Below are 23,302 nucleotides of genomic sequence, written 5' to 3'. Positions count from 1 at the left end.
CGGCCCGGGGCCGGATGCGATCAGTCGTCGCCCTTGGACAGGTCGTCGTCGGCGACCACTTCCGCGGCGGCCCATTCCAGCGCCTCGCGCTCCTTGCGCTCGCGCTCGGCCTTCTCGACGGCGTCGATGTAGTCCGGGTTGATCTGGCGCGCGGCGATCTCGCGCAGGGCCAGCACGGTCGGCTTGTCGTTGGCCTCGCTGTTGTCCAGCTGCGGCTCGACGCCATTGGCGAGCTGGCGGGCGCGCTTGGCGGCCAACATGACGAGTTCGAAGCGGTTGTCGACCACTTCCAGGCAATCTTCAACGGTAATGCGGGCCATGGGGCTCCTGGCGGCCGGGCGGCCGTCCATGCAGGCTTTGAGGGGGCGTGGATTGTAGCGGGCCGCACCCGGCCAAAGCAACCTTGGGCCCGCCGCCCACCTTATGAATCAGCCAGTTACGCAAATCCGCGGCATTCAATCATCGGCCAACAACGCGGTAATCAGCCGCGAATGGCGCGCCACCTGCTGCTCGCGGCGCACGCGGCTGGCGGTGAAGATCGCGCACATCTCGCTGACCGCCACCGGGAAGTGCTCGTTGACGATCACGTAGTCGAACTCGCCGTAATGCGACATCTCCTCGCGTGCGGCGGCCAGGCGCTGGGCGATGACCTCATCGCTGTCCTGGCCACGGCTGCGCATGCGCTGCTCCAGCGCCGGCCGCGACGGCGGCAGGATGAACACGCTGACCGCGTTGGGTACCTTGGCCCGGACCTGGCGCGCGCCCTGCCAGTCGATCTCGAGCAGCACGTCCTTGCCGGCCGCGAGTTGCGGCTCGACCGACTGCCGCGCCGTGCCCTTCCAGTCGCCGTGCACGCGCGCGGATTCGAAGAAATCACCGGCCGCGACCATGCGTTCAAACTCTTCGGCACTGACGAAGTGGTAGTGCTCGGCATGGCGCTCGCCCGGCCGCGGCTGGCGCGAGGTGAACGAGATCGACAGGCAGATGTTGGGATCGCGCGCGAGTACTGCGTTGACGATGCTGGATTTGCCGGCACCCGACGGCGCAGCGACGATGAAGAGGGTTCCGCGCATGGTCATGGGCTGGCCGGGTTATTCAATGTTCTGGATCTGTTCGCGGACCTGGTCGATCAGGACCTTGAGCTCCACGGCGGCGGCCGAGCTGCGCGCGTCGACCGACTTGGAGCCGAGCGTGTTGGCCTCGCGGTTGAACTCCTGCAGCAGGAAATCGAGGCGGCGGCCGACCGCTTCCTTCAGCTTGAGCACGCGCCGCGCCTCGCTGACATGGGCGTCGAGGCGGTCGAGCTCCTCGTCGACGTCGAGCTTCTGCAGCCACAGCACCAGTTCCTGCTCGAGCCGGCCCGGATCGACCGGCTGAGCCAGGTCGGCCAGACGCCCTTCCAGCTTGCTGCGCTGACCGGCGCGGATGACCGGCATCAGCGTACGCACCTCGCCGGCGATGGCGGCGATGCCGTCGACACGCTCGGTGATCACCGCGGCCAGCTTGGCGCCCTCGCGCTCGCGCGCCCGGACGAACTCGTCGAGCACGCGGTCGAGCAGCTCCAGTGCCGCCGCCTGCAACGCTGCCGGATCGGTCGACTGCGTCTGCAGCACGCCGGGGAACTGCAGCAGCTCGGTCAGCTCGGTGCGCAGCCGCGGGAAGCGCGCGTCGAGATCGAGCGCGAGTTCGCTCAGTTCGCGCAGCCGGGCCGCGTTGAGTTGCAGGCCACCCTCGCCTTCCGGCGCACGCAGGCGCAGGGTCAGGTCGAGCTTGCCGCGGGCGATGCGGGCGGCGACGCGCTCGCGCAGCGCCGGCTCCAGCGCGCGCAGCTCGTCGGGCAGGCGCACGCCCAGCTCGAGGAAACGGTGATTGACCGAGCGCAGCTCGCAGCCGAGCGAGCCCCAGGGCGTGGCGCTTTCGCCGCCGGCGAAGGCGGTCATGCTGCGGATCATGTGGACATTCCGATAAGGCAGCCGAGGCGGCAAGGGGCGAATGGTAAACTCGCGCGCCCATTTCACGGTAATTCCCGATGGCAGCCGCCGGCACCCCCGCGATCTCACGCCCCAGCGGCCGAACCCCCGAGCAACTGCGCGAGGTCCGCATCGAGCGCGGCTACACCCGCCACGCCGAGGGCTCGGTGCTGGTCAGCTTCGGCGACACCCGCGTGCTGTGCACCGCCAGCGTCGACAACAAGGTGCCGGCGTTCCTGCGCGGCAAGGGCGAGGGCTGGGTCACCGCCGAGTACGGCATGCTGCCGCGCTCGACCAACACCCGTAACGACCGCGAGGCCGCGCGCGGCAAGCAGGGCGGGCGCACGCTCGAGATCCAGCGCCTGATCGGCCGCGCCCTGCGCGCCTGCGTCGACCGCAAGCTGCTCGGCGAGCGCACCATCACCCTCGACTGCGACGTGCTGCAGGCCGACGGCGGCACCCGCACCGCCGCGATCACCGGCGCCTACGTCGCCCTGGTCGATGCGGTGCGCTGGCTGCAGGCGCGCAAGGAGATCAGCCGCGACCCGATCTTCGGCGCGGTCGCCGCGGTGTCGGTCGGCATCTACCGCGGCGTGCCGGTGCTCGACCTCGACTACGCCGAGGACAGCGACTGCGACACCGACATGAACGTGGTGATGAACGACGGCGGCGGTTTCATCGAACTGCAGGGCACGGCCGAGGGCCACGCCTTCCGCCGCGACGAGCTCGATGCGCTGACCGGGTTGGCCGAAGCCGGCATCGCCGAGCTGATCGCCAAGCAGCGCGAAGCACTGGCGCGCTGAGCCGCGATCGCGAAAGCACACATGACGCAGTCCATCGCCGGTTTCACTCTCGTCGTGGCGGACTATGACGAGGCCATCGCCTACTACACCCGCGCGCTCGGCTTCGAACTGCTGGAAGACAGCGACCGCGGCGCCGGCAAGCGCTGGGTGCGCGTGGCGCCGGCGGGCGGGCACGGGACGGCACTGCTGCTGGCGCGGGCCGCCAACGACGCGCAGCGCGCGCGCATCGGCGACCAGACCGGCGGCCGCGTCGGCTTCTTCCTGCACACCGACGATTTCCACCGCGACCATGCGGCGATGCGTGCACGCGGCGTCCAGTTCGTGGAGGAACCGCGCGAGGAGCCCTACGGCATCGTGGCGGTGTTCGAGGACCTGTACGGCAATCGCTGGGACCTGCTGGAGTTGAAGGCATGAAGTGGGTGATCGCCAGCAGCAACCGCGGCAAGCTCGCTGAATTCCGTGAACTGCTCGACGGCAGCGGCATCGAGTTCGTCACCCAGGGCGAGATCGGCGTCGGCGATGCCGACGAGACCGGCCTCACCTTCGTCGAGAACGCGCTGCTGAAAGCGCGCCATGCCGCACGCCTCACCGGCCTGCCGGCACTCGCCGACGACTCCGGCATCTGCGTCGACGCGCTCGGCGGCGCGCCCGGTCTGTACTCGGCGCGCTATGCCGGCGAGCACGGCAACGCCAACGCCAATATCGACAAGTTGCTGTCCGCCTTGCACGACGTGCCGGCGGCGCAGCGCAACGCACACTTCTACGCGGTGATCGTGCTGCTGCGCCACGCCGATGACCCGCAACCGGTCATCGCCGAGGGCGTGTGGCCGGGGCGGATCCTGGACGCGCGGCGTGGCGACGGCGGCTTCGGCTACGACCCGGTGTTCTTCGACCCCGAACACGGCCTGTCGGCGGCCGAACTCGCCCCCGCGCTGAAGAACCGCATCAGCCACCGCGGCCGCGCCCTGGCGGCGCTGCGCGAGCAATTGGCTGGCCTGGATCGCTTCGCTTAACGTCCAATCTGCCATCCTTGGCGCTGCCTATGTCGTCTCCGGAACACCCTGCCCGGCCATCCATGGCCGGGCGCACAGCAACGCACGAACCGCCGATAGGGCGGTTCGAAGGCGCGTTGCTGTGCCCACCGTTGTCGCTGTACGTCCACCTGCCCTGGTGCGTGCGCAAATGCCCGTACTGCGACTTCAACTCGCACGAAGGCCGCGGCGCGTTGCCGTTCGACGCCTACGTCGACGCCTTGCTGGCCGACCTCGACCACGACCTGCCGCTGGTGTGGGGCCGTACCGTGCACACGGTGTTCTTCGGCGGTGGCACGCCGAGCCTGTTTCCGCCGGAGTTCATCGACCGCTTCCTGCAGGGCGCCAGCGCCCGGCTGCGCTTCGCGCCGGGTGCCGAGATCACCCTGGAGACCAACCCCGGCACCGCCGAGTACGGCCGCTTCGAGCTGTACCGCAGCGCCGGCGTGAACCGGCTCAGCTTCGGCATCCAGAGCTTCGACGACGGCTGCCTGCAGCGCCTGGGCCGCATCCACGACAGCGCCGAGGCCGAAGCCGCGGTCAAGCTGGCGCAGGACGCCGGCTTCGACAACGTCAACCTCGACCTGATGTATGCGCTGCCACAACAGACCCTGGCGATGGCGCAGCGCGATCTGGAACGCGCGTTCGCGCTGCAGCCGGCGCACGTCTCGCACTACCAGCTCACGCTGGAACCGAACACCGTGTTCGCGGCGCGGCCGCCGCAGGGCATCCCCGACGACGACGGCAGCTGGGACATGCAGGAGCACTGCCAGGCCCTACTCGCCGACGCCGGCTACGCCCAGTATGAGGTCAGCGCCTACGCCCGGCCCGGCCGCCAGTGCGCGCACAACCTCAACTACTGGCGCTACGGCGACTACCTCGGCATCGGCGCCGGCGCGCACGGCAAGATCACCCTGGGCGCCGAACAGACCGTGCTGCGGCGCTGGAAGAACAAGCACCCGACCGCCTACCTGGCCCAGGCCGGCAGCGCGGCCGCGATCGGTGGCGACGACCGCATCGAACCGGCACGACGCCCGTTCGAGTACATGCTCAACCTGCTGCGCCTGGTCGACGGTTTCGGCCTGGGCGAGTTCGAGGCGCGCACCGGCCTGGACCGCAGCGCGATCACCGCACAGTTGCAGGCAGCCATCGCGCAGGGCTGGCTCGAACGTGACGGTGACCGCGTGCGCCCGACCGAGCTCGGCCGCCGCTTCACCAACGACGTCGTCGCGTTGTTCCTCCCCGAGTAGGCACTGCCCCGACAACGCGCGACCCCGTGCCCGGCCTGGCGCTCCGCGTCGCTGGCCGCGGCCGCCCCCCCGCGCCGTTGGATCAATCGGTCGCTCCCAATCGGCCGCTGGAGCGACAGGGGCTAGCGGAGTGCCGAAGGGACATGGTCTGATCGTCCCGCTCGACACGGTGAACCCCGCATGTCCGCCACGTTCGAACCCCTCGGCAGTTCGCTCTCTCGTCCTACGCTCGCGTCGGCGGCGCTGCCGCGGCGCGTGCGGCGCGTGCTGGAGCACCTCTACGCCCTGGTCTCCGACGAGATGGCACGCCAGCTCGAGCACATGCTGGGCGAGTTCGAGCAGCAGCTGTTCCGCCTCGCCGACCAGGCCCGCAACCCGACCCAGCAATCGGGCCATCTGGAAACCCTGCGCACGGCCCGGCTCAACCGCGCCGATCTCGTGCCGCGTTACCTGGCCGCGCTGGAAAGCGCGCTCACCGCGATCCGCGAGCCGGCGCCATTGATCGATGAGATCGCCTTGCTGCCCGCGTTCCGCGACCTGCGCCTGGTCGATCACCACGAGGCCGATGAAGCCAACGCACTGCGCAGCATCGCCGGTAAACACGAGGCCCGCGCCGGCCTGCCGTTGCTGCTGCTCGGCCAGCGCTTCGGCGTGCTGTCCGGCGCGCCGGCGTTCGACGCCGAACGTCTGCCGGTCGGGCCGCACCGGCTCGGCGCGATCCTCGCCGAGGCCGCGCAGTCGCTGCAGATTGGCCAGGAGGCGCGCCTGCACCTGTATCGCGTCTACGACCAGCACGTCATGGCCGGCTATGCGCAACTGGTCGAGACGATGAACGCCCTGCTCGCGCGCGAGAACGTGCTGCCGAGCCTGTCGTTCGTGCCGATCCGGGCACGCCCGACGGCGCAGTCGTCGCACGAGGCATCGCCGCCGCGCCACGGCCACGAGATGGCGGGTCCAGCCACCCACGGCCCGCTCACCGCCTGGCCGGGACAACCCGAGCCCGACGCTGCAGCCGCCGGCATCGACGAGAACGGCACCTTCACCGTGCTGCAGCAATTGCTGTCCGGACGCCGCGAGCTGGTCGACAAGCTGCGACCGGACGCGACGCCGGGCCCGGTCCGACAGCCCATGGCCACCGGCGACGTGGTCACCGCCCTCGCCGCCCTGCAGTCCGCGCCAGCGCACGGCGCCGCCGCCCCCCGCAACCTCACCGACGTGCGCCAGGCCCTGCTGGCGCAGGCCCGCCAGCAACGCGGCGTGGCCACCGCGCTGTCGCGCGACGACAGCGATACCTTCGAGTTGCTCGAGCTGTTCTATGGCGAGATCGCCCGCGAGCTGCGCGGCGATCCGGGCACCGCCGGCCTGCTCAGCCGCCTGCAGGTGCCGCTGCTGCGATTGGCACTGCGCGATCGCGCCTTCTTCGTCCGCAACGAGCATCCGGCGCGGCAACTGCTGAACGCCGTCGCCGAAGCCGGCGCCCACTGGCTGCCCAAGGACGAGGCCGACCCGCAGCTCAACGAGCAGCTGCGGCGCGCGGTCGACCACGTCGTCGAGCACTACGACGACGACAACGCCGTGTTCGAGGCCGCCAACCAGAACCTGCAGGAACACCTGCGGCTGATGGCCCGCAAGGCCGAAGTCGCCGAACGCCGCCACGTCGAAGCGGCGCGCGGCAAGGAGAAGCTCACCCTGGCCAAGCAGCAGACCAGCGCGGCGATCTCGGGGGTGCTGCACGAGCACAAGCTGCCGAAGTTCGTCCACACCCTGCTCAACCAGGCCTGGTCCGACGTGCTGACCCTGACCCTGCTGCGCCACGGCGAGGGTTCGGAAGAGTGGCGCCGGCAACTGGAGGCGACGCGGCAGATCGTCGCCGCCAACGTCCTTGGCACCCGCGAGCCGGCGCCGGGCGGGCTCGGCGACGACATCGAGCAGGCGCTGGCCCAGGTCGGCTACCACGGCGACGAGGCCAGCGCGATCTCGCGCCAGCTCACCTCCGGCGTCGCCGCGGCCAACGACGATGCGGCCTCGCGCACCGAACTGGCGCTGAAGCTCAAGGCACGCGCCCGCCTCGGCGAAGGTGGCAGCACGGCGCGCACCGACCTGCCGCCGCGCAACGGGCAGGAGCAGTCGTACTGGCAGCACGTGCGCACGCTGCCGTTCGGCACCTGGTTCGAATTCGTCATCAACCAGCAGGGCGACGTGGTGCGGCGGCGGCTGTCGTGGTTCAGCCCGGTCACCGACAACGCCCTGTTCGTCAACCAGCGCGGCCAACGCGTCGGCGAGCAGACACTGGACAGCCTGGCGCGGATGATGGCCCACGGCCAGGCGCGCGTGGTCACCAGCGAGAAGGGCCGCCTGGTCGATCGCGCCTGGAACGCCGCACTCAACACCCTGCGCAGCCTGGTCGGCGGCGCCACCGGACCGCGCGAGGACGAGACATGATCGAGGAGTTCCGCCGCACCCGCCGACGCCGCATCGTCGACACCGTGCAGGTCGTCGACACCATGACCGACGCCGTGATCGGCCATCTCAGCAACCTGTCCGAAACCGGCATGCTGCTGATCGCCAGCGCGCCGCTGGCCGACGATGCGCTGTACCAGCTGCGTTTCAGCCTGCTCGACGCCCCGCACCGGGTCTCGCCGATCGAGGTCGGCGCGCACCTGCTGTGGCAGGACAAGACCAGCGTGCCCGGCCAGACCTGGACCGGCTTCCGTTTCATCACCATGCTCGAGAGCGAGCTGCTGCAGCTGCGGCAGTGGCTGGACTCGCCCGGCGGCAGCTACGCCTGAGCGCGGCGACCGGCTGCGCAAACAACCCGCCGGGGCAATGCGGCAAAATGCGCGGGAACCCGTCCCTTTTGCCGCCCGCCATGTCCAACGCCGCCCAGTTGTACCCGCAACACCTCGCCGAACTGCAACGCCGCACCGCCGACGCGCTGGCGCGCGGTGGCTTTGACCACCTGGTCGTGCCCAGCGGCACGCTGCACTACCAGGCGTTCGACGACCGCGATTACCCGTACGCAGTGAACCCGCAGTTCAAGGCCTGGCTGCCGCTGACGCGCACACCGGGCAGCTGGCTGGTCATCACGCCGGGGCAGAAGCCGAAGCTGATCTTCCTGCAACCGTTCGACTACTGGCACGTGGTGCCCTCGGCGCCGAGTGGCTACTGGGTCGAGCATTTCGACATCGTCGTGATCCGCCAGCCCGAAGAAGCCCTGCAACACCTGCCCGGCGTCGCACGCAGCGCGGTCCTCGGCGAAGTCCAGAGCGCATTGAAGGACTACGCACCCAACAATCCGCCGGCGGTGGTCAACTACCTCGAGTACCACCGCGGCTACAAGACACCGTACGAGATCGCGATGATGCGCGAGGCCACCCGGATCGGCGTCCGCGCGCACCGCGCCGCGGAACGCGCATTCCGCGCCGGCGCCAGCGAGTTCGGCATCCACCTGGTCTACTGCCAGGCCGCCGGCCAGGACGCCAACGACCTGCCCTACAGCAACATCATCGCCCTCAACGAGCACGGCGCGGTGCTGCACTACACCGACCGCGACCGCGTTCCGCCCAAGCACCTGCACAGCTTCCTGATCGACGCCGGTGCCAGCCACCACGGCTACGCGTCCGACATCACCCGCACCTACGCATTCGATGCCGGCAGCGAGTTCCAGGCGATGGTCGACGCGGTCGACGCCGCGCAGCAGACGATGTGCGACCAGGTCCGCGCCAGCACCGATTACAAGCAGATCCACCTCGACGCGCACCTGGCACTGGCCGGCATCCTCAAGGACTTCGGCGTGATCAAGGTGTCGCCGGAGGCCGCGCTCGCCACCGGCGTCAGCAGCGCGTTCTTCCCACACGGCATCGGTCACGGCATCGGCCTGCAGGTGCACGACGTCGCCGGTTTCGCCGCCTCCGACGCCGGCGGCACCATCGCCAAGCCCGACGGCCACCCGTACCTGCGCCTGACCCGCGTGCTGGAACCGGGCATGGTCGTGACCATCGAGCCGGGCCTGTACTTCATCGACATGCTGCTCGACGAGGTCAAGAAGAACGGCTACGCCGACAGCGTAGACTGGGCGCGCGTCGATGCGTTCAAGCCGTTCGGCGGCATCCGCATCGAGGACGACGTGGCCTGCACCGAGGCGGCGCCGATCAACCTGACGCGCGAAGGCTTTGCAGCCGCCGCCTGAAGCCATCAACCGGCAACCATCAGGACCGTCAAAAGATCATGGCAGGAGATCACTTCTGACGTTTCGCCGAACAGCGATCACTGTTGACCCGGTGATCGCTGTCATCACGAGCAGTAGTCGTCGTTGATGATGTCGTACAACCCGTAGGATGGGTCGGGCGCAGCGAACCCATCGGCCGCTCAGCAACGCATCAACGCGCCGCCATCAGCACCTCGATCTCGTCGGCACTGCGTGCCAGCTTGCCGGTCAGCACCTGACCACCGCCCTTGGTGACCAGCACGTCGTCCTCGGTGCGGATGCCGATGCCGCGCCACTTCGCTTCGACCGTGGTGTCATCAGGTGATACATACAGGCCCGGCTCGATGGTGAACACCATGCCCGGTTCGAGCAGACGCGATTCACCGTCGATGCGGTATTCGCCGACGTCGTGCACGTCGAGGCCGAGCCAGTGCCCGGTCTTGTGCCGGTAGAAGCGCTTGTAGCTGCCGTCGGCGAGGTTTTTCTCCAGCTTGCCCTTGAGCAGGCCGAGCTTGAGCAGGCCTTCGGTCAGGGTTTCGATCGCGGCGACATGACCGGCCTCGTACGGTACGCCCGGCCGCGCCTGCGCCAGCGCGGCGGCCTGGGCGGCGCCGACCAGGTCGTGCAGCGCACGCTGCGCCTTGCTGAAACGGCCGTTGACCGGAAACGTGCGGGTGATGTCGCTGGCATAGCCGCGGTACTCGGCACCGGCGTCGATCAGCACCAGCTCGCCGTCCTGGCTCTGCGCGCTGTTGGCGCGGTAGTGCAGCACGCAGGCGTTGCTGCCGGTGCCGACGATGCTGCTGTAGGCCGGTTCTGCATCGTGCATGCGGAACACGCGCTCCAGTTCGGCCTGCAATTCGTACTCGCGCACGCCCGGGCGCGCGGCACGCATCGCCGCCTCATGGGCAAGCACGCTGATGTCGGAGGCGCGTTGCATCAGTTTGAGTTCGTCGCGGTCCTTGAACAGGCGCAACTCGTCGAGCAGGTGGCCGAGCTCGAGAAACTCGTGTGGCGGCTGCGCGCCCTGGCGCACCATCGCGCGCACGCGGTTGAGCCAGCCGATCAGCTTGAGGTCGAACTCCTGGTCGCGGCCGAAGTGGTAGTAGACGCGCGAGCGGCCTTCGAGCAGGCCGGGCAGGATGTCGTCGAGGTCGCTGATCGGATAGGCATCGTCGAGACCGAACGCCTCCACCGCGCCTTCGGGACCGAAACGCGGGCCGTCCCAGCCCTCGCGTTCGCGATCGCGTTCGCGGCAGAACAGCAGCACCTCGCCATGCTTGCGGCCGGGCACCAGCACCAGCACCGCCTCCGGCTCGGGGAAGCCGGTCAGGTACAGCAGGTCGGAATCCTGCCGGTACGGGTAGTGCGTGTCGCGGCTGCGGATGCGCTCGAGTGCGGCCGGCAGCACCAGGATCGCGTCGTTGCCGGCCATGCGCATCAACTGCCGGCGACGGCGCGCATAGGCTTTGGCGGGGATGGTGAGAGGTTTGATCATCGGCTTTCGCTCGTCATTCCCGCGCAGGCGGAAATCTATGGACTCTAGCTTTTGGCCTCGTGGTGTTGGCAGACACCAACGTCCTTGGATGGTGCCGCCATGCGGCGGCCCAAACGACCCCGCCTACGCGGGAATGACGAACTGATGCGTCAGTTCAGCCGTTGCCGGTGCTGCGCGGCCAGCACGCAATCGCCGTGCAGCAGCAGCACCGCGACGCGGACGAACTCCTCGATCTCGACCAGCGCCGCCTCGTCGTCTTCGTCGCCCTCGTCCTGCGCCTGCGCGGCGGCCAGCTTGGCCAGGTCGACCAAAGCCTCGCTGCCCTCGTCCGACAACGGCGGCTTGGCGCCGGCGGCGAGGCCGAATCCGCCGAGGAAGCCGCGGCACCATTCGAACAACGCGCCACTGCGCTCGACCAGGGGCGCATCGGCATTGGGCAGCAGCAAGGCGAAATCAAAACTGCGGTCGGCCAGCTGTGCGGCACTGGCCACACGCAGCTCGTCGAGCGCGCTGCCTTCGGCCGGCGCCGCCAGCGCGTCGTCGGCCAGCACCTTGGCCGGCCATTCGCGCACCGGGGCACCGCCGCCGGCAAGCCAGCCACACAGGCCGCCGTGCAATTCGAAGGGCGAAGCGGCGAGCGCCAGGTGGCGGCTCTGCGCTTCGATCGCGGGCAAATCAGGCAGTTCGATCGCGGACACGGGCATCACTACGGGGGAGTGCCTGCAGTTTAGCAATGCATGGCGCGCTTGTTGCCGATGCAAACGCTTGCCTACACTGCACGCTGCTCCGGCCAATGCCCCGGTGTCGTGCCCTCGCACTTCCTCACCGCCGCTCCCCTCGCCAGGCTGTTTGCCCCGGCGCTCGCGTTATTGCTGGGCCTGACACTGCAGGCCCAGGCGGCGACGCGCGACTTCTACTTCTCGCGGCTGGGCAGCGAGCGCGGCCTCACCCAGAACACGGTGACGGCGCTGGCGCAGGACCGGCAGGGCTTCGTGTGGGTCGGTACCCAGGGCGGCCTGCACCGCTACGACGGCCAGCGTTACCTGCCGTACCGCCACGACCCGCGCGATCCGGCCAGCCTGCCCGACAGCAACATCACCGCGCTCGCGCTGGAGGGCGAGCAGGCGCTGTGGGTCGGCACCTACTCGGAGTACCTGGTCCGGCTGGACCTGCGCAACGGCCGCATCCAGCGCTTCTCCGCTTCCGCCAGCGACCACCCGCACCGCCAGGTGATGGCGTTGCTGCCGCACCGCGGCCGGCTCTGGGTCGGCACCGTGGCCGGGCTGGAGCGGCTCGATCCGGCCAGCGGTCGCAGCGACATGCAGCTGCCGTTCGACAGGCAGCCCGCCGGTGCCGCGCCCCGGCAGGCCCTGCTGGCCAGCCGCGACGGCACAGCCTGGTATGCGGGACCGACCGGCCTGTTCCGGATCGGCCCGCGCGACGAGCTCGAACCGGTCGGCCCGGCCGAACCGGTGCTCTCGCTGGTCGAGGACCGCAACGGCCAGCTCTGGCTCGGTCGGCGCGACGGCCTGTACCGCCTGCACAGCAACCACCGCGAGCTGACCCGGGTCTGGCCGAACGACGCAGCCAAGCCCGGCGAGGGCCGGGAGGTGCGCGCCATCGCCGAAGCGGCGGACGGCCGCCTGTGGTTCTCGGCCTACGGCCACGGCCTGCGCCGCCTCGATCCGGCAACCGGTGCGGTCCAGGCGGTCAACGAGGAGCCCGGCATCGAGGCCGGCCTGCCCGACGACTCGGTCAACAGCCTGCTGGTCGACCAGGGCGGCCTGCTCTGGGTCGGAGGCCAGTTCCGCGGTGTGGCCGTGACCGACCCGCGCGGCAGCCGCTTCCGCTACGTCTTCGACCCGTACGGCCCGGGCGCCAACAATCCCTCCGCCGACGACAGCATCCGTACCGTGATCCAGGGCGGGGACGGTGCGCTGTGGCTGGGCACCGACAACGCGCGCCTGCTGCGCTACGAGCCGTCGCAGGATCGCTTCGACGACCTCACCGCGACCCTGCCGCCGACGCCGCGACCGCGCCAGATCACCGCTTTCGCCCGCGCCGACGGTGACCGCCTGTGGCTGGCCAGCAGCCACGGCCTGCTGCGGTTCGATCCGCAGCACCGGCGCGTCGAACCCGTGGCCATCCCCGGCCTCGACGCCGTCGGCCTGCGCTCGCTCGCGCAGGACCGCAGCGGCGCGTTGTGGCTGGGCAGCCACGGCCAAGGTGCGTTCCGCTACCGCCCCGACAACGGCGAGTTGACGCATTACGCCTACACCAAGGGCGAAGCCGGCGGGCTCAGCTACCCGGTCGTCCACGCCATCGCCGAGGACCGCCACGGCCACGTCTGGTTCGGCACCGGCGACGGTCTCGACCTGCTCGATCCGGCCAGCGGCCAGCTGCGCCACTTCCGCCACGACAGCAACGCTGCCGACAGCCTGCCCGGCAACCGCGTGCGCGCCCTGCACCTGGCGGCCGACGGCACGCTCTGGGTCGGCACCCACGCCGGTCTCAGCCGCGTGGTCGAGCACCGCGACGGCGGCATCCGCTTCGTCCACCCGCTGGCGCAGACGCTGAACGGACGCCAGGTGCCGGTGGTGTTCTCGATCGCCGAGGCGCCCGCGGGCCGGCTCTGGCTTGGCACCCAGGCCGGCATCGTCAGCTTCGACACCCGCACCGACCAGGCGCGCAGCTACGGCCTCGCCGACGGCCTGCAGGACCTGGAGTTCAACGGCGCCTCGGTGGCCGCCCTCGGCGACGGCCGGCTGGCCTTCGGTGGCATCCGCGGCCTCAACCTGTTCGATCCGACGCGCATCGTCGACTCCGCCAATACCCCGCCGGTGCGCCTGCTCGGCGCCTGGATCGGTGCCGACGGCCAGGCCGACCCGGGCGCGCTGTGGCAGCCGAGCGGGCTGCAAGTGCCTGCTGCGGCCGGCCTGCTGCGCCTGCGCATCGGCGCGCTCGACTTCGCCCCGGCCGCCGGCATCCGCTACCGCTACCGCATGGACGGCTTCGACAAGGGCTGGATCGACAACGGCACGCAGCAGGACATCGCCTACACGCGCCTGCCGCCCGGCAACTACACCTTCCGCGCCCAGGCCACCAACCGCGACGGCCTGTGGCTCGCGCAGGCGCTGCAGCTCCCGGTGCACGTGGCGCCGCCCTGGTGGCGGCACCCGCTGGTTGTCGCCGCCGCCGCCCTGGCCGTGCTGGTGCTGGCCCTCGTGCTGGTCCGGCGCCGGCGCCTCAGCCGCCAGCGCGAACGCGGCTACTTCGCCCAGATCCGCGAACGCGAGGAGCGCCTGAAGCTGGCCCTGTGGGCGTCCGGCGAGCAGTTCTGGGACTACGACCTGGGCCGCCGCGTGCTGCACCGGATGCAGGTCGAGGACCAGAACGGCCGGGCCCCGGACGTCGGCGTGCAGACCCTGATGGAGGCCGACCTCGAGATCCACCATGAAGACCGGCCGCGCATGCTCGACCTGCTGCGCCGGCACCTGCGCGGCGACAGCCCGCTGTTCCTGTCCGAACACCGCGTCCGCGACCACGGCGGCCACTGGACCTGGATCCGCGCCCGCGGCCGCGTGGTCGAGCGCGGCGCCGACGGTCGCGCCCTGCGCGTGGCCGGCACCGCCCGCGACATCAGCGCCAACCGCAGCGCCGAGCGCGACCGCCTGATCGCCAGCGAGGTGCTCAGCAGCATGATCGAGGCGGTCACGGTGTTCGACCGCGACTTCGCCTTCGTCTCGGTCAACCCGGCCTTCACCCGCATGACCGGCTACAGCGACGACGAGGTGATCGGCCGCCCGACCAACCTGCTCGACAGCGACCAGCACGACGCGGCGTTCTACCAGCACGTGCGCACCGAACTGCAGCGCAACGGCCGCTGGTCCGGCGAGATCTGGCAGCAACGCAAGGACGGCGACGAGTTCCTGTGCTGGTTCCAGTGCAGCGCGGTGCTCGACGCCTACGGCCAGCGCGGCCACTACGTTGCCGTGCTGGGCGACATCACCGACCAGAAGCGCGCCGAGCAGGAGCTGCGCTACCTGGCCAACTACGACACCCTGACCGGCCTGCCCAACCGCGCCCTGCTGTCGGAGCGGCTGTCGCGCGCGATCGTGCGGGCGCGGCGCCAGGGCAGCCGGATCGCGATGCTGTTCCTCGACCTGGACCGCTTCAAGGACATCAACGACTCGCTCGGCCACGCCGCCGGCGACCGCATCCTGCGCGCCGCCGCCAACCGCCTGCAGCAGGCGGTCGGTACCCAGCACACCGTCGCCCGCCTCGGCGGCGACGAGTTCACCGTGGTGCTGGAGAACCTCGACGGCGTCGAGCAGGCCGAGCAGGTCGCGCGCGACGTGCTGGTCGCGTTCGAGACCCCACTCGACTTCGAGCAGCGCCACGACGTGGTGATCTCGCCCTCGATCGGCATCAGCCTGTACCCGGACCACGCGCTGGTGCCGACCGACCTGCTCAAGCACGCCGACACTGCGATGTACCAGGCCAAGGCCGCCGGCCGGCGTACCTTCATGCGCTACACCGAAGCGATGGACCTGGAGATCCGCGGCCGCGCGACGATCTCCGCGGCGCTGCGCACGGTGCTCGACCGCAACGAGCTGCGCCTGGTGTTCCAGCCCAAGCTGTCGCTGTCGCAGTCGCGCATCACCGGCGTCGAGGCGCTGCTGCGCTGGCACAGCCCCGAGCTCGGCGAGATATCGCCGGCGCAGTTCATCCCGCTGGCCGAAGAAAGCGGGATGATCCTCGACATCGGCGAATGGGCGCTGCGCGAGGCCTGCGGCGTGCTCAAGCGCTGGCGCCTCAACGGCCTCGACCAGCTCAGCATGGCCGTCAACGTGTCCTCGCTGCAGTTGCTGCGCGGCAACCTGCCCAAGCAGGTCGCTCGCGCCCTGGTCGAGAGCGGCGTGCCGCCGGAAATGCTGCAGCTGGAACTGACCGAAAGCGTGATCATGGCCAACGCCGGGCAGACCTCGGCGACCCTGCACGCGCTGCGCGCGCTCGGCGTCGGCCTGGCCATCGACGACTTCGGCACCGGCTATTCCTCGCTGGCCTACCTCAAGCGCCTACCGATCAACACCCTCAAGATCGACAAGGAGTTCATCGGCGACCTCACCCGCGACGCCGACGACGAGGCGATCACCACCACGGTGATCGCGATGGCGCACTCGCTCGGCCTGAACGTGATCGCCGAAGGCGTGGAGACGCAGGCACAGATGCAGTTCCTGCGCGGCCACGGCTGCGACGAGATCCAGGGCTACTGGCTGGCGCGGCCGCTGGAAGCGGCGCACTGCCTGGCTTTCATCCGCGCCTGGACACCGCACCCGGTCATCGCCGGCGCGCCGCTGGACACCACGCCTTGACCCGGTGTGGGGCGCTGCCTATCGTGCCGACATGGACCGCGCCGAACTCCTCGCCCAACTGCAGTCGCTGACCGCCCGCGTCGAGGCGCTGGCCGAACGCACGCGCCGCCTTGGCGAGGAGAACCGCAGCCTGCGCCAGCAACAGGAACAACTGATCGGCGAACGCTCGGCCCTGCTGGCCAAGAACGAACAGGCGCGCACCCGCGTCGAGGCGATGATCGCGCGACTGAAGTCGCTGGAGCAGCACACGTGAGCCCACCTTTGCATGAGCACGCCCCGGTGAACCCGTCACGATGAGCACTTCGAGCGAACCGGTCAGCATCCGCCTGCTCGACCGCGAATACACCGTGGGCTGCGAGCCCGACGAGCGCGACAGCCTGCTCGCTGCCGCGCGCCTGCTCGACAACAAGATGCGCGAGATCCGCGGCAACAACCGCATGGCCGCGCTCGACCGCGTCGCCGTGCTGGCGGCGCTCAATCTCGCCCACGAATTGCAGCTGCTGCGCAGCGAGAGCGAAGGCCGCGACCGCGAGCTCGCGCGCACCCTCGGCGACCTGCACCGCCGACTCGACGACCTGTTCGACACGCCGGCGCGCTGAGTCCGCAACGCTTCGCGCCACGATTCGCGCATACCGCTGAATCGCAACCGCATCGGCCGCCGACGAGCGGGTACGCCAGCGGCAACCCGCAGGCTATACTTCCACCACGTCCTCTGCTGTGTGCGACGGCGTGCGCAAACATACGCCTTGCCCCTTAATTGCGACCACGGGGATGCGACGGAAGCCCGGCGTGCAGGTCCGCCTTGTAGCGGGAAGCCCGAAGGCCTCCAAGCGTTCCCACTTGAACCCCGGGTTCAAGGTCGTTTCGCACGCATCGCCATCGGCGGAGGACTACTTCATTCCCGGACGGGCGCGTGTTCGCGCCCGTTCTTCTATGGCGCCCCTGCCACTTTCAACCAAGGAATCCGCGTCGCATGACGGTTGATCGCGTGGCGCTTCGCCGCGAACTTCGCGCCCGCCGCCGCGCCCTGCCCGCCAGCGAGCGCATCGCCGCCGCCGACCGCCTCGCCGCGCACCTGCTGGCGCTGCCATTCGCGCCGGCGTCGGGCTACGTCGCCGGCTACTGGGCAATGGATGGCGAGATCGCACTGCACGCCTGGCAGCTGAAACTGCCGCGCGAGTGCGTGTACTGCCTGCCGGTGTTGCACCACGACCAGCGCCTGCGCTTTGCGCCCTGGCGTCCTGGCGACGGCCTGGTCAGCAACCAGCACGGCATCCCCGAACCCGATATCGCCCCCAGTTCGCTGCTCGACCCCGAGCAGATGACCCTGGTGGTCACGCCGCTGGTCGGTTTCGACGGCAATGGTCACCGGCTCGGCATGGGAGGTGGCTGGTACGACCGCAGCTTCGCCTTCCGCCACCGCCAACCCGCCCCGCCGTGGCTGGTTGGCGCCGCGTTCGACGTGCAGCGCATCGACGCACTTGATCGTGCCGACTGGGACGTCGCACTCGACGCGGTCTGCACCGAATCGACCACCCACGACTGCCGCCCCGCTTCCATCACCGCGAATCCCATCGACGCGAATCCCGCATGACCGCACGCCGCCGCTACTGGCTGATGAAGTCCGAACCCGACGCATTCTCGATCGATGATCTGAAGCGCGTCGGCACCGAGCCATGGAACGGGGTGCGCAACTACCAGGCACGCAACTTCATGCGCGACGGCATGCAGGTCGGCGATGGCGTGCTGTTCTACCACTCCAACTGCGCCGTGCCCGGCATCGTCGGCACCGCCACGGTGGCCAGCAAGGCCTACCCGGACGAGACCCAGTTCAATCCGAAATCGGACTACTACGACCCCAAGAGCACGCGCGAGGAACCGCGCTGGCAGCTGGTCGACATCGCGTTCGAACGCAAGCTCGCCCGCACGATTTCACTCGACGAGATCAAGCAGCACGCCGACAAGCTCGGCGAGGAATTCGCGCTGATCCGTCGCGGCAATCGCCTCTCGGTCTTTCCGGTCGCCGCCGCGCAATGGAAATACCTCCTCTCCCTGGAATGACCCGGATGCAAACGACATGAGCGAAGCCAAGCGCCTGGCCGGCGAAAAAGCCATCGACTACGTGGAAGACGGCATGATCGTTGGCGTCGGCACCGGCTCGACCGTCGCTTACTTCATCGACGCGCTTGCCCGTATCCAGCACCGCATCAAGGGCGCGGTATCGAGCTCCGAGCAGAGCACGCAGCGCCTGCGCGCGCACGGCATCGAGGTGCTCGACCTCAACGCCACCGGCCCGTTGTCGCTGTATGTCGACGGCGCCGACGAATGCGACCCGCACAAGCGCCTGATCAAGGGCGGCGGCGCGGCGCTGACGCGTGAGAAGATCATTGCCGAGGCCAGCGCCAAGTTCGTCTGCATCGTCGATCCGGCCAAGCGTGTCGATGTGCTCGGCAAATTCCCGCTGCCGGTCGAGGTGATCCCGATGGCGCGCAGTCTGATCGCGCGCGAGATCCTCGCCATGACCCGCGCCCAGCCGGTGTGGCGGCAGGACGCCAGCGGCAACGGCGTGGTCACCGACAACGGCAATGCGCTCCTCGACATCCACGGCCTGGCCATCACCGATCCGGTGGCGCTGGAATCGGCGATCAACCAGATCCCGGGCGTGGTCAGCGTCGGCCTGTTCGCACGCCGCCCGGCCGATGTGGTGATCGTCGGTGGCGAACCGCCGATCGTGCTGTAACGCAATCATCTGCCGCGAGCACCCCGCTCGACCGGGAGTGCCATTGACGCAACCTGCACGTTCGAAGGCAGTACGATCCTCCCCTTGCGCGTTGTCGCAGCAGGGGACAAGGAGCGGTACATGCATCGAAACACAGGAGGCCGGCCGCTGCTGGCTGGGGCAGGATTATTGCTGCTTCTGTGCACCAGCGCGGTTGCGGCTCAGGAGTCCCGCACTCCCGCGCAGATGCAGGCCGAAATCGACCGGCTCAATCACACGGTGCAGGCACTGGGCAGCACCGTGCAGGCGCTGGAAGCACGCCTGCGTGCGGTCGAGGGCACGCCTCCTTCGGTCATGTCCATCGCCCCGCCCCCCGCAGAGCCGCAGGGATCGCCTGCGCCAGCCCTGATCGCGGCGCCGACCGCGCAGGCTCCGGCTGTGCCACCACCGCCCGCACCGCAGCCCCACGCCGACAGCCCGCTGAAGTTGTACGGCTTCGTCCAGTTCGACGCGATCCAGGACTTCGGCCGGGTCGACCCCGACTGGGAGGACACCCTGCGCGCCACGCGCATTCCCACCCGCGACGGCCAGTACGGCGGCGACGGCAAGTTCATCGGCAGCATCCGTCAGAGCCGGGTCGGCCTGGAGGGCGGCAGCGGTGACTTCCACCTCAAGCTCGAAGCCGACCTGTTCGGCGTCGGCGACGACCAGGGCAAGGTCACGCCACGCCTGCGCCAGGCCTACGGCCAGTACGGCCAATGGCTCGCCGGCCAGACCAACACCTTGTTCATGGACGTCGACGTGTTTCCCAACACCATCGACTACTGGGGCCCCGCCGGCCAGGTGTTCCTGCGCAACCCGCAGGTCCGCTGGACGCCGCTGGCCGGCGCCAACAGCTTCGCCATCGCGATCGAGGATGCCAGCTCGGACATCGACACCGGCCGCTTCGGCCGCCAGTTCCCCGAGTTTGGCGCGCAGGCCGAGGGCCGCGACGAATTGCCGGACCTGTCCGCGCAATTCCGCATGAGCCGCGATTGGGGCCACTTCCAGGCCTCCGGCATCGTGCGCCGGGTCGCCTTCGAAACCGCCGACACCCCCGGCAACCGCCCCAACGGCGAGGACACCGGCTGGGGCCTGGCGCTGAGCGGCCACCTCAAGTTTGACCAGAAGGACCGCCTGGTCCTCTCCGCGGTCGGCGGCGAAGGCATCGCCAGCTACATGAACGACGGCGGCAACGACCTGGTCCCCAGCGACACCCGTCCCGGCGAGATCCCCAGGGCCACGGCGATGCCGCTGTGGGCCGGGCTGGTCTACTACGACCGCTGGTGGAACGAACGCTGGAGCTCGTCGATCGGCTACAGCTTCACCCAGGTCGACAACAGCAACAACCAGGACGCCGGTGCATTCAAGAAGGGCGAGTACGCCTCGATCAACCTGTTGCATTACCCGAGCGCCAACACGATGGTCGGCGGCGAGTTCCTGTGGGGCCAGCGCACCGACAACGACGGCGCGACCGGCGACGACACCCGCCTGCAGGTGTCCTTCAAGTACTTGTTCCCGGGCCAGCCCTGACGCGCAACGCCGCCGGCACGCCCCCTTACATACCGATTCGAGGAAAAGCATCCATGACTGTCCCAGGCCCTCAGCCCCGACGCCGACGCCGACGCTTTGTGCAATCCATCGGCCTGCTTTGCGCGGTGACGGTCCTGCCCTGGCTGTCGCCGGGCATCGTCCATGCGCGCCCCAGCGCGCCTGCGGTGGACCAGGCCGCAATCAAGGCCGCGGTCGACGCGGCCTATGCCGCGGTCAAGGGCGACACCGGCGGCAAGAACGCCGACTACATCCCGGTGCTGGCGCAGGTGCCGCCGCAGTTGTTCGCGATCGCGGTGATGACGGTCGACGGCAAGGTGTACTCGGTCGGCGACACCGACGCCCGCTTCGCGATCGAGTCGGTGTCCAAGCCGTTCACCGCCTCGTGGCTGATCGAGCACAAGGGCGCGGACTGGGTCGCGCAGAAGATCGGCACCAACCAGACCGGCCTGCCCTTCAACTCGATCATCGCCATCGAGGACCATGCCGCCACCACCCCGGCGATGAACCCGCTGGTCAATGCCGGCGCGATCGCCACCACCAGCTGGATCGCGCCAGCCGATGAGCCGAAGCAGCGCTGGAACGTCATCAACGGCATTCTCGACGCCTACGCCGGCCGCCACCTCGGCGTCAACGAGACGGTCTACAAGTCCGAGTCGAGCAACTACGAACACAACCGCGCGATCTCGCGCCTGCTCAAAGGCTACGGCGTGATCGAGAGCGATCCGCAGGTGGCGCTGGACCTGTACACGCGCCAGTGCTCGGTCGAACTGGACGTGCGCGACCTGGCCACCATGGGCGCCACCCTGGCCAACGGCGGCACCAATCCGGCCACCGGCAAGAAGGTCGTCAGCGCCGACAGCGCCGAAAAGACCCTGTCGCTGATGCTGACCACCGGTCTGTACGAAACCACCGGCACGTGGAGCTTCAACGTCGGCCTGCCGGCGAAGTCGGGCGTGGGCGGCGGCATCGTTGCCGTGGTGCCGGGCAAGTTCGCGATCGCGACCTATGCCCCGCCGCTGGATGCCGCCGGCAACTCGGTCAAGGGCCAGAAGGCGATGGCGATGATCGTCCGGCAACTGGTCGGCAGCGGCGTGTTCGAGACCGGGAAATAACCGCACTCCGATTTCTGACGCCTCGCCCGCTGGAGGAGATGCTGGCCGCCAGCCCGTCGCTGATGACGGTGGCAGCGCCCTGGGGCGCACCGACGCCAAAGTCGCCCCGGTTACCCGTGAAGAACCCGATATTTCGCACCATCTGCGACCCGTGGGCGCGATACTGTTCGCCCGAGCGCCGTTCCTGCCGATGACCCTGCGCTGCCTGTTCGTCGATTTCAATTCCTACTTCGCATCGGTCGAGCAGCACGACGACGAACGGCTGCGTGACCGTCCGGTCGCGGTGGCGCCGGTGATGGCCGACAGCACCTGCTGCATCGCCGCCAGCTACGAGGCCAAGGCCTTCGGGGTGAAGACCGGCACGCCGGTGTGGGAAGCTCGTAAGCTGTGTCCCGAGCTGATCGTGCGCGAGGCCCGTCCCGCGCGTTACGTCGCGATGCACCATCGCCTGATGGCCGCGATCGAGGACTGCATCCCCCATGGCCACCCCGAATCGATCGATGAGGTGCCGTGCTGGCTGATCGGCCGCGAACGCGAGCGCAGCAATGCCGAAGCCATCGCGCACCGGATCAAGCAGAAGCTCGCCGAACTCAGCCCGGCCATCCGCTGCTCGATCGGCATCGCGCCGAATAAATTCCTGGCCAAGACCGCATCGGACATGCTCAAGCCCGACGGCCTCACCGTGATCGAGTTGAGCGACCTGCCGCACAAGCTGCACAGCCTGGAGTTGCGCGATTTCTGCGGCATCGGGCCATCGATGGAGCAACGCCTGCGGGCTGCCGGCCTCCACACTGTGCAGCAGCTGTGCGCCGCGTCGCGACAGCAGTTGCACACCGCCTGGGGCAGCATCGAAGGCGAGCGCTACTGGCTGCAGCTGCGTGGGCTCGACGTGCCGGTCCGCGCCACACGGCGCAGTTCGATCGGCCACTCGCACGTGCTCGGTCCGGAGTTGCGCAGTTTCGAAGGCGCCCGCGCGGTACTGTTCAAGCTGCTGGCCAAAGCCGCGATGCGCTTGCGGCACGAGCAGTTTCTCGCCGCCGGTTTGTCGCTGCGTATCCGCTTCGTCGGCCTGGAGAAACGCTTCGAGCGCGACCTGGCGTTCGCGCCGCTGGACGACACCCCGACCCTGCTCGACCTGTTGGGCGAGCAGCTTGCTGCCCTGGAGCGGGCGATGCGGCGTGGCCGCTGGCAGCCGCGCCGTCACCCGCCGCTGTCGGTGGCCGTGACCCTGACCGGCCTCGAGCCGGTCGGCAGCGTCAGTCACGAACTCATCGACTCACGCGGACGCGCCAAGGCCGTCAGCACGACGCTGGACTCGATCAACCAACGCTACGGCAACAACACCCTGTACTTTGGCGCGATGCAACAGGCACTGTCACACGATGCCGCGCCGATGCGCATCCCCTTCTCGAAGATCCCGGAAATCGGCCTCGAAGAAGACGTGGTCACGCACAAACACGCCGGAGGCGATGACGCGGTCTCCGATGACGCCCACGAGCTCTACCGGCTGCGTGAGCGTCAGTTCAAGGTGCTGGCCGAACATGCCCACCGCGAAGTCCAGCGCAAGCCCGGCTATAAACCGCGACAACCCGCTGCTCCTTACGGTGCCAGCAGCTGGGCTCGTGCCGTCGACAAGCCCGATGCCATACCTGCAGGCACGACGTTGCCGTTGTTCTGATTCAAGGCCTTGGATTATCCGGGCGGCGTGCGGGTCCGCAGGCCAGGCAGTCCGGCATTGGCATGC

At 69.3% G+C, this 23,302-nt stretch carries 21 protein-coding genes and 1 other RNA gene; 17 read left to right on the top strand and 5 right to left on the bottom strand.

Features of this window, described 5'->3' with window-relative positions:
• Positions 1-20 precede the first annotated feature (20 nt).
• From rpoZ to ACFOLC_RS07280, 3 genes are all read right to left on the bottom strand, one after another.
• Positions 21-320, bottom strand: a complete 300-nt coding sequence (rpoZ, locus tag ACFOLC_RS07290) for a DNA-directed RNA polymerase subunit omega (protein WP_386758591.1) — start codon at positions 318-320, stop codon at positions 21-23.
• 135 nt (positions 321-455) lie between these two features.
• Positions 456-1,073 carry a guanylate kinase gene (gene gmk, locus ACFOLC_RS07285; RefSeq protein ID WP_386758590.1) on the bottom strand — a complete coding sequence of 206 codons (618 nt, stop codon included), beginning with the start codon at positions 1,071-1,073 and terminating at the stop codon, positions 456-458.
• Positions 1,074-1,091: 18 nt separating this feature from the next.
• The gene (locus ACFOLC_RS07280) at positions 1,092-1,952 is read right to left on the bottom strand and encodes a YicC/YloC family endoribonuclease (RefSeq protein ID WP_386758589.1); all 861 of its coding nucleotides are present in this window, start codon (positions 1,950-1,952) and stop codon (positions 1,092-1,094) included.
• Between the two features lie 77 nt (positions 1,953-2,029).
• Between ACFOLC_RS07280 and rph the strand changes: the two genes are divergently transcribed.
• From rph to pepQ, 7 genes are all read left to right on the top strand, one after another.
• Entirely contained in the window at positions 2,030-2,773 is a 744-nt protein-coding gene (gene rph / locus ACFOLC_RS07275) for a ribonuclease PH (protein ID WP_386758588.1), read from the top strand.
• A gap of 21 nt (positions 2,774-2,794) precedes the next feature.
• Entirely contained in the window at positions 2,795-3,187 is a 393-nt protein-coding gene (locus ACFOLC_RS07270) for a VOC family protein (RefSeq protein WP_386758587.1), read from the top strand.
• Positions 3,184-3,786 carry an RdgB/HAM1 family non-canonical purine NTP pyrophosphatase gene (gene rdgB / locus ACFOLC_RS07265; protein WP_386758586.1) on the top strand — a complete coding sequence of 201 codons (603 nt, stop codon included), beginning with the start codon at positions 3,184-3,186 and terminating at the stop codon, positions 3,784-3,786. The genes ACFOLC_RS07270 and rdgB overlap by 4 nt, the downstream gene beginning before the upstream one ends.
• Positions 3,787-3,848: 62 nt before the next feature.
• The gene (gene hemW / locus ACFOLC_RS07260; RefSeq protein WP_386758585.1) at positions 3,849-5,054 is read left to right on the top strand and encodes a radical SAM family heme chaperone HemW; all 1,206 of its coding nucleotides are present in this window, start codon (positions 3,849-3,851) and stop codon (positions 5,052-5,054) included.
• Positions 5,055-5,234: 180 nt separating this feature from the next.
• Positions 5,235-7,496 (top strand): DUF1631 domain-containing protein, encoded by a 2,262-nt coding sequence (locus ACFOLC_RS07255; protein WP_386758584.1) that lies wholly within the window; start codon positions 5,235-5,237, stop codon positions 7,494-7,496.
• Positions 7,493-7,843, top strand: coding sequence for a PilZ domain-containing protein (locus ACFOLC_RS07250; protein ID WP_386758583.1), 351 nt, complete (start codon positions 7,493-7,495; stop codon positions 7,841-7,843). Before ACFOLC_RS07255 ends, ACFOLC_RS07250 begins: the two co-directional genes overlap by 4 nt.
• 80 nt (positions 7,844-7,923) lie before the next feature.
• Positions 7,924-9,243, top strand: a complete 1,320-nt coding sequence (gene pepQ / locus ACFOLC_RS07245) for a Xaa-Pro dipeptidase (RefSeq protein ID WP_386758582.1) — start codon at positions 7,924-7,926, stop codon at positions 9,241-9,243.
• Between the two features lie 190 nt (positions 9,244-9,433).
• Here pepQ and ACFOLC_RS07240 read toward each other — a convergent pair whose 3' ends face one another.
• Together ACFOLC_RS07240 and ACFOLC_RS07235 are read right to left on the bottom strand one after the other, a co-directional pair.
• Positions 9,434-10,756 (bottom strand): aminopeptidase P N-terminal domain-containing protein, encoded by a 1,323-nt coding sequence (locus ACFOLC_RS07240; protein WP_386759015.1) that lies wholly within the window; start codon positions 10,754-10,756, stop codon positions 9,434-9,436.
• Between the two features lie 152 nt (positions 10,757-10,908).
• A complete protein-coding gene (locus ACFOLC_RS07235) occupies positions 10,909-11,448 on the bottom strand; it encodes a UPF0149 family protein (RefSeq protein WP_386759014.1) in 540 nt (179 codons plus the stop codon).
• A 117-nt stretch (positions 11,449-11,565) separates the two neighbouring features.
• Between ACFOLC_RS07235 and ACFOLC_RS07230 the strand changes: the two genes are divergently transcribed.
• From ACFOLC_RS07230 to ACFOLC_RS07185, 10 genes are all read left to right on the top strand, one after another.
• On the top strand, positions 11,566-16,134 hold the full coding sequence (locus ACFOLC_RS07230; protein ID WP_386758581.1) for an EAL domain-containing protein: 4,569 nt from the start codon (positions 11,566-11,568) through the stop codon (positions 16,132-16,134).
• 31 nt (positions 16,135-16,165) lie between these two features.
• Complete coding sequence (locus tag ACFOLC_RS07225) at positions 16,166-16,387, top strand: TIGR02449 family protein (RefSeq protein ID WP_386758580.1); 222 nt, start codon at positions 16,166-16,168, stop codon at positions 16,385-16,387.
• 40 nt (positions 16,388-16,427) lie between these two features.
• Complete coding sequence (locus ACFOLC_RS07220) at positions 16,428-16,733, top strand: cell division protein ZapA (protein WP_386758579.1); 306 nt, start codon at positions 16,428-16,430, stop codon at positions 16,731-16,733.
• Between the two features lie 107 nt (positions 16,734-16,840).
• A non-coding RNA gene (ssrS, locus tag ACFOLC_RS07215) (6S RNA) lies at positions 16,841-17,027 on the top strand.
• Between the two features lie 80 nt (positions 17,028-17,107).
• Positions 17,108-17,728, top strand: coding sequence for a 5-formyltetrahydrofolate cyclo-ligase (locus tag ACFOLC_RS07210; protein ID WP_386758578.1), 621 nt, complete (start codon positions 17,108-17,110; stop codon positions 17,726-17,728).
• On the top strand, positions 17,725-18,195 hold the full coding sequence (locus ACFOLC_RS07205; protein WP_386758577.1) for an EVE domain-containing protein: 471 nt from the start codon (positions 17,725-17,727) through the stop codon (positions 18,193-18,195). The genes ACFOLC_RS07210 and ACFOLC_RS07205 overlap by 4 nt, the downstream gene beginning before the upstream one ends.
• A gap of 16 nt (positions 18,196-18,211) precedes the next feature.
• Positions 18,212-18,874, top strand: a complete 663-nt coding sequence (gene rpiA / locus ACFOLC_RS07200) for a ribose-5-phosphate isomerase RpiA (RefSeq protein WP_386758576.1) — start codon at positions 18,212-18,214, stop codon at positions 18,872-18,874.
• Positions 18,875-19,099: 225 nt separating this feature from the next.
• Positions 19,100-20,425 (top strand): DcaP family trimeric outer membrane transporter, encoded by a 1,326-nt coding sequence (locus ACFOLC_RS07195; RefSeq protein ID WP_386758575.1) that lies wholly within the window; start codon positions 19,100-19,102, stop codon positions 20,423-20,425.
• A 125-nt stretch (positions 20,426-20,550) separates the two neighbouring features.
• On the top strand, positions 20,551-21,558 hold the full coding sequence (gene glsA / locus ACFOLC_RS07190) for a glutaminase A (protein ID WP_386758574.1): 1,008 nt from the start codon (positions 20,551-20,553) through the stop codon (positions 21,556-21,558).
• Between the two features lie 151 nt (positions 21,559-21,709).
• On the top strand, positions 21,710-23,236 hold the full coding sequence (locus ACFOLC_RS07185; RefSeq protein ID WP_386758573.1) for a DNA polymerase Y family protein: 1,527 nt from the start codon (positions 21,710-21,712) through the stop codon (positions 23,234-23,236).
• The last annotated feature ends 66 nt before the right edge of the window (positions 23,237-23,302 follow it).

This window comes from Lysobacter cavernae, assembly GCF_042648505.1.
Lineage (GTDB): Bacteria > Pseudomonadota > Gammaproteobacteria > Xanthomonadales > Xanthomonadaceae > Lysobacter_L > Lysobacter_L cavernae.
Note: the sequence above shows the minus strand (reverse complement) of the source record. Positions and strands in the feature narration are given on the sequence as shown.

Coding starts and splice junctions, on each gene's coding strand:
- rpoZ (WP_386758591.1), bottom strand. CDS start 320: ATGGCCCGCATTACCGTTGAAGATTGCCTGGAAGTGGTCGACAACCGC.
- gmk (WP_386758590.1), bottom strand. CDS start 1,073: ATGCGCGGAACCCTCTTCATCGTCGCTGCGCCGTCGGGTGCCGGCAAA.
- ACFOLC_RS07280 (WP_386758589.1), bottom strand. CDS start 1,952: ATGATCCGCAGCATGACCGCCTTCGCCGGCGGCGAAAGCGCCACGCCC.
- rph (WP_386758588.1), top strand. CDS start 2,030: ATGGCAGCCGCCGGCACCCCCGCGATCTCACGCCCCAGCGGCCGAACC.
- ACFOLC_RS07270 (WP_386758587.1), top strand. CDS start 2,795: ATGACGCAGTCCATCGCCGGTTTCACTCTCGTCGTGGCGGACTATGAC.
- rdgB (WP_386758586.1), top strand. CDS start 3,184: ATGAAGTGGGTGATCGCCAGCAGCAACCGCGGCAAGCTCGCTGAATTC.
- hemW (WP_386758585.1), top strand. CDS start 3,849: ATGGCCGGGCGCACAGCAACGCACGAACCGCCGATAGGGCGGTTCGAA.
- ACFOLC_RS07255 (WP_386758584.1), top strand. CDS start 5,235: ATGTCCGCCACGTTCGAACCCCTCGGCAGTTCGCTCTCTCGTCCTACG.
- ACFOLC_RS07250 (WP_386758583.1), top strand. CDS start 7,493: ATGATCGAGGAGTTCCGCCGCACCCGCCGACGCCGCATCGTCGACACC.
- pepQ (WP_386758582.1), top strand. CDS start 7,924: ATGTCCAACGCCGCCCAGTTGTACCCGCAACACCTCGCCGAACTGCAA.
- ACFOLC_RS07225 (WP_386758580.1), top strand. CDS start 16,166: ATGGACCGCGCCGAACTCCTCGCCCAACTGCAGTCGCTGACCGCCCGC.
- ACFOLC_RS07220 (WP_386758579.1), top strand. CDS start 16,428: ATGAGCACTTCGAGCGAACCGGTCAGCATCCGCCTGCTCGACCGCGAA.
- ACFOLC_RS07210 (WP_386758578.1), top strand. CDS start 17,108: ATGACGGTTGATCGCGTGGCGCTTCGCCGCGAACTTCGCGCCCGCCGC.
- ACFOLC_RS07205 (WP_386758577.1), top strand. CDS start 17,725: ATGACCGCACGCCGCCGCTACTGGCTGATGAAGTCCGAACCCGACGCA.
- rpiA (WP_386758576.1), top strand. CDS start 18,212: ATGAGCGAAGCCAAGCGCCTGGCCGGCGAAAAAGCCATCGACTACGTG.
- ACFOLC_RS07195 (WP_386758575.1), top strand. CDS start 19,100: ATGCAGGCCGAAATCGACCGGCTCAATCACACGGTGCAGGCACTGGGC.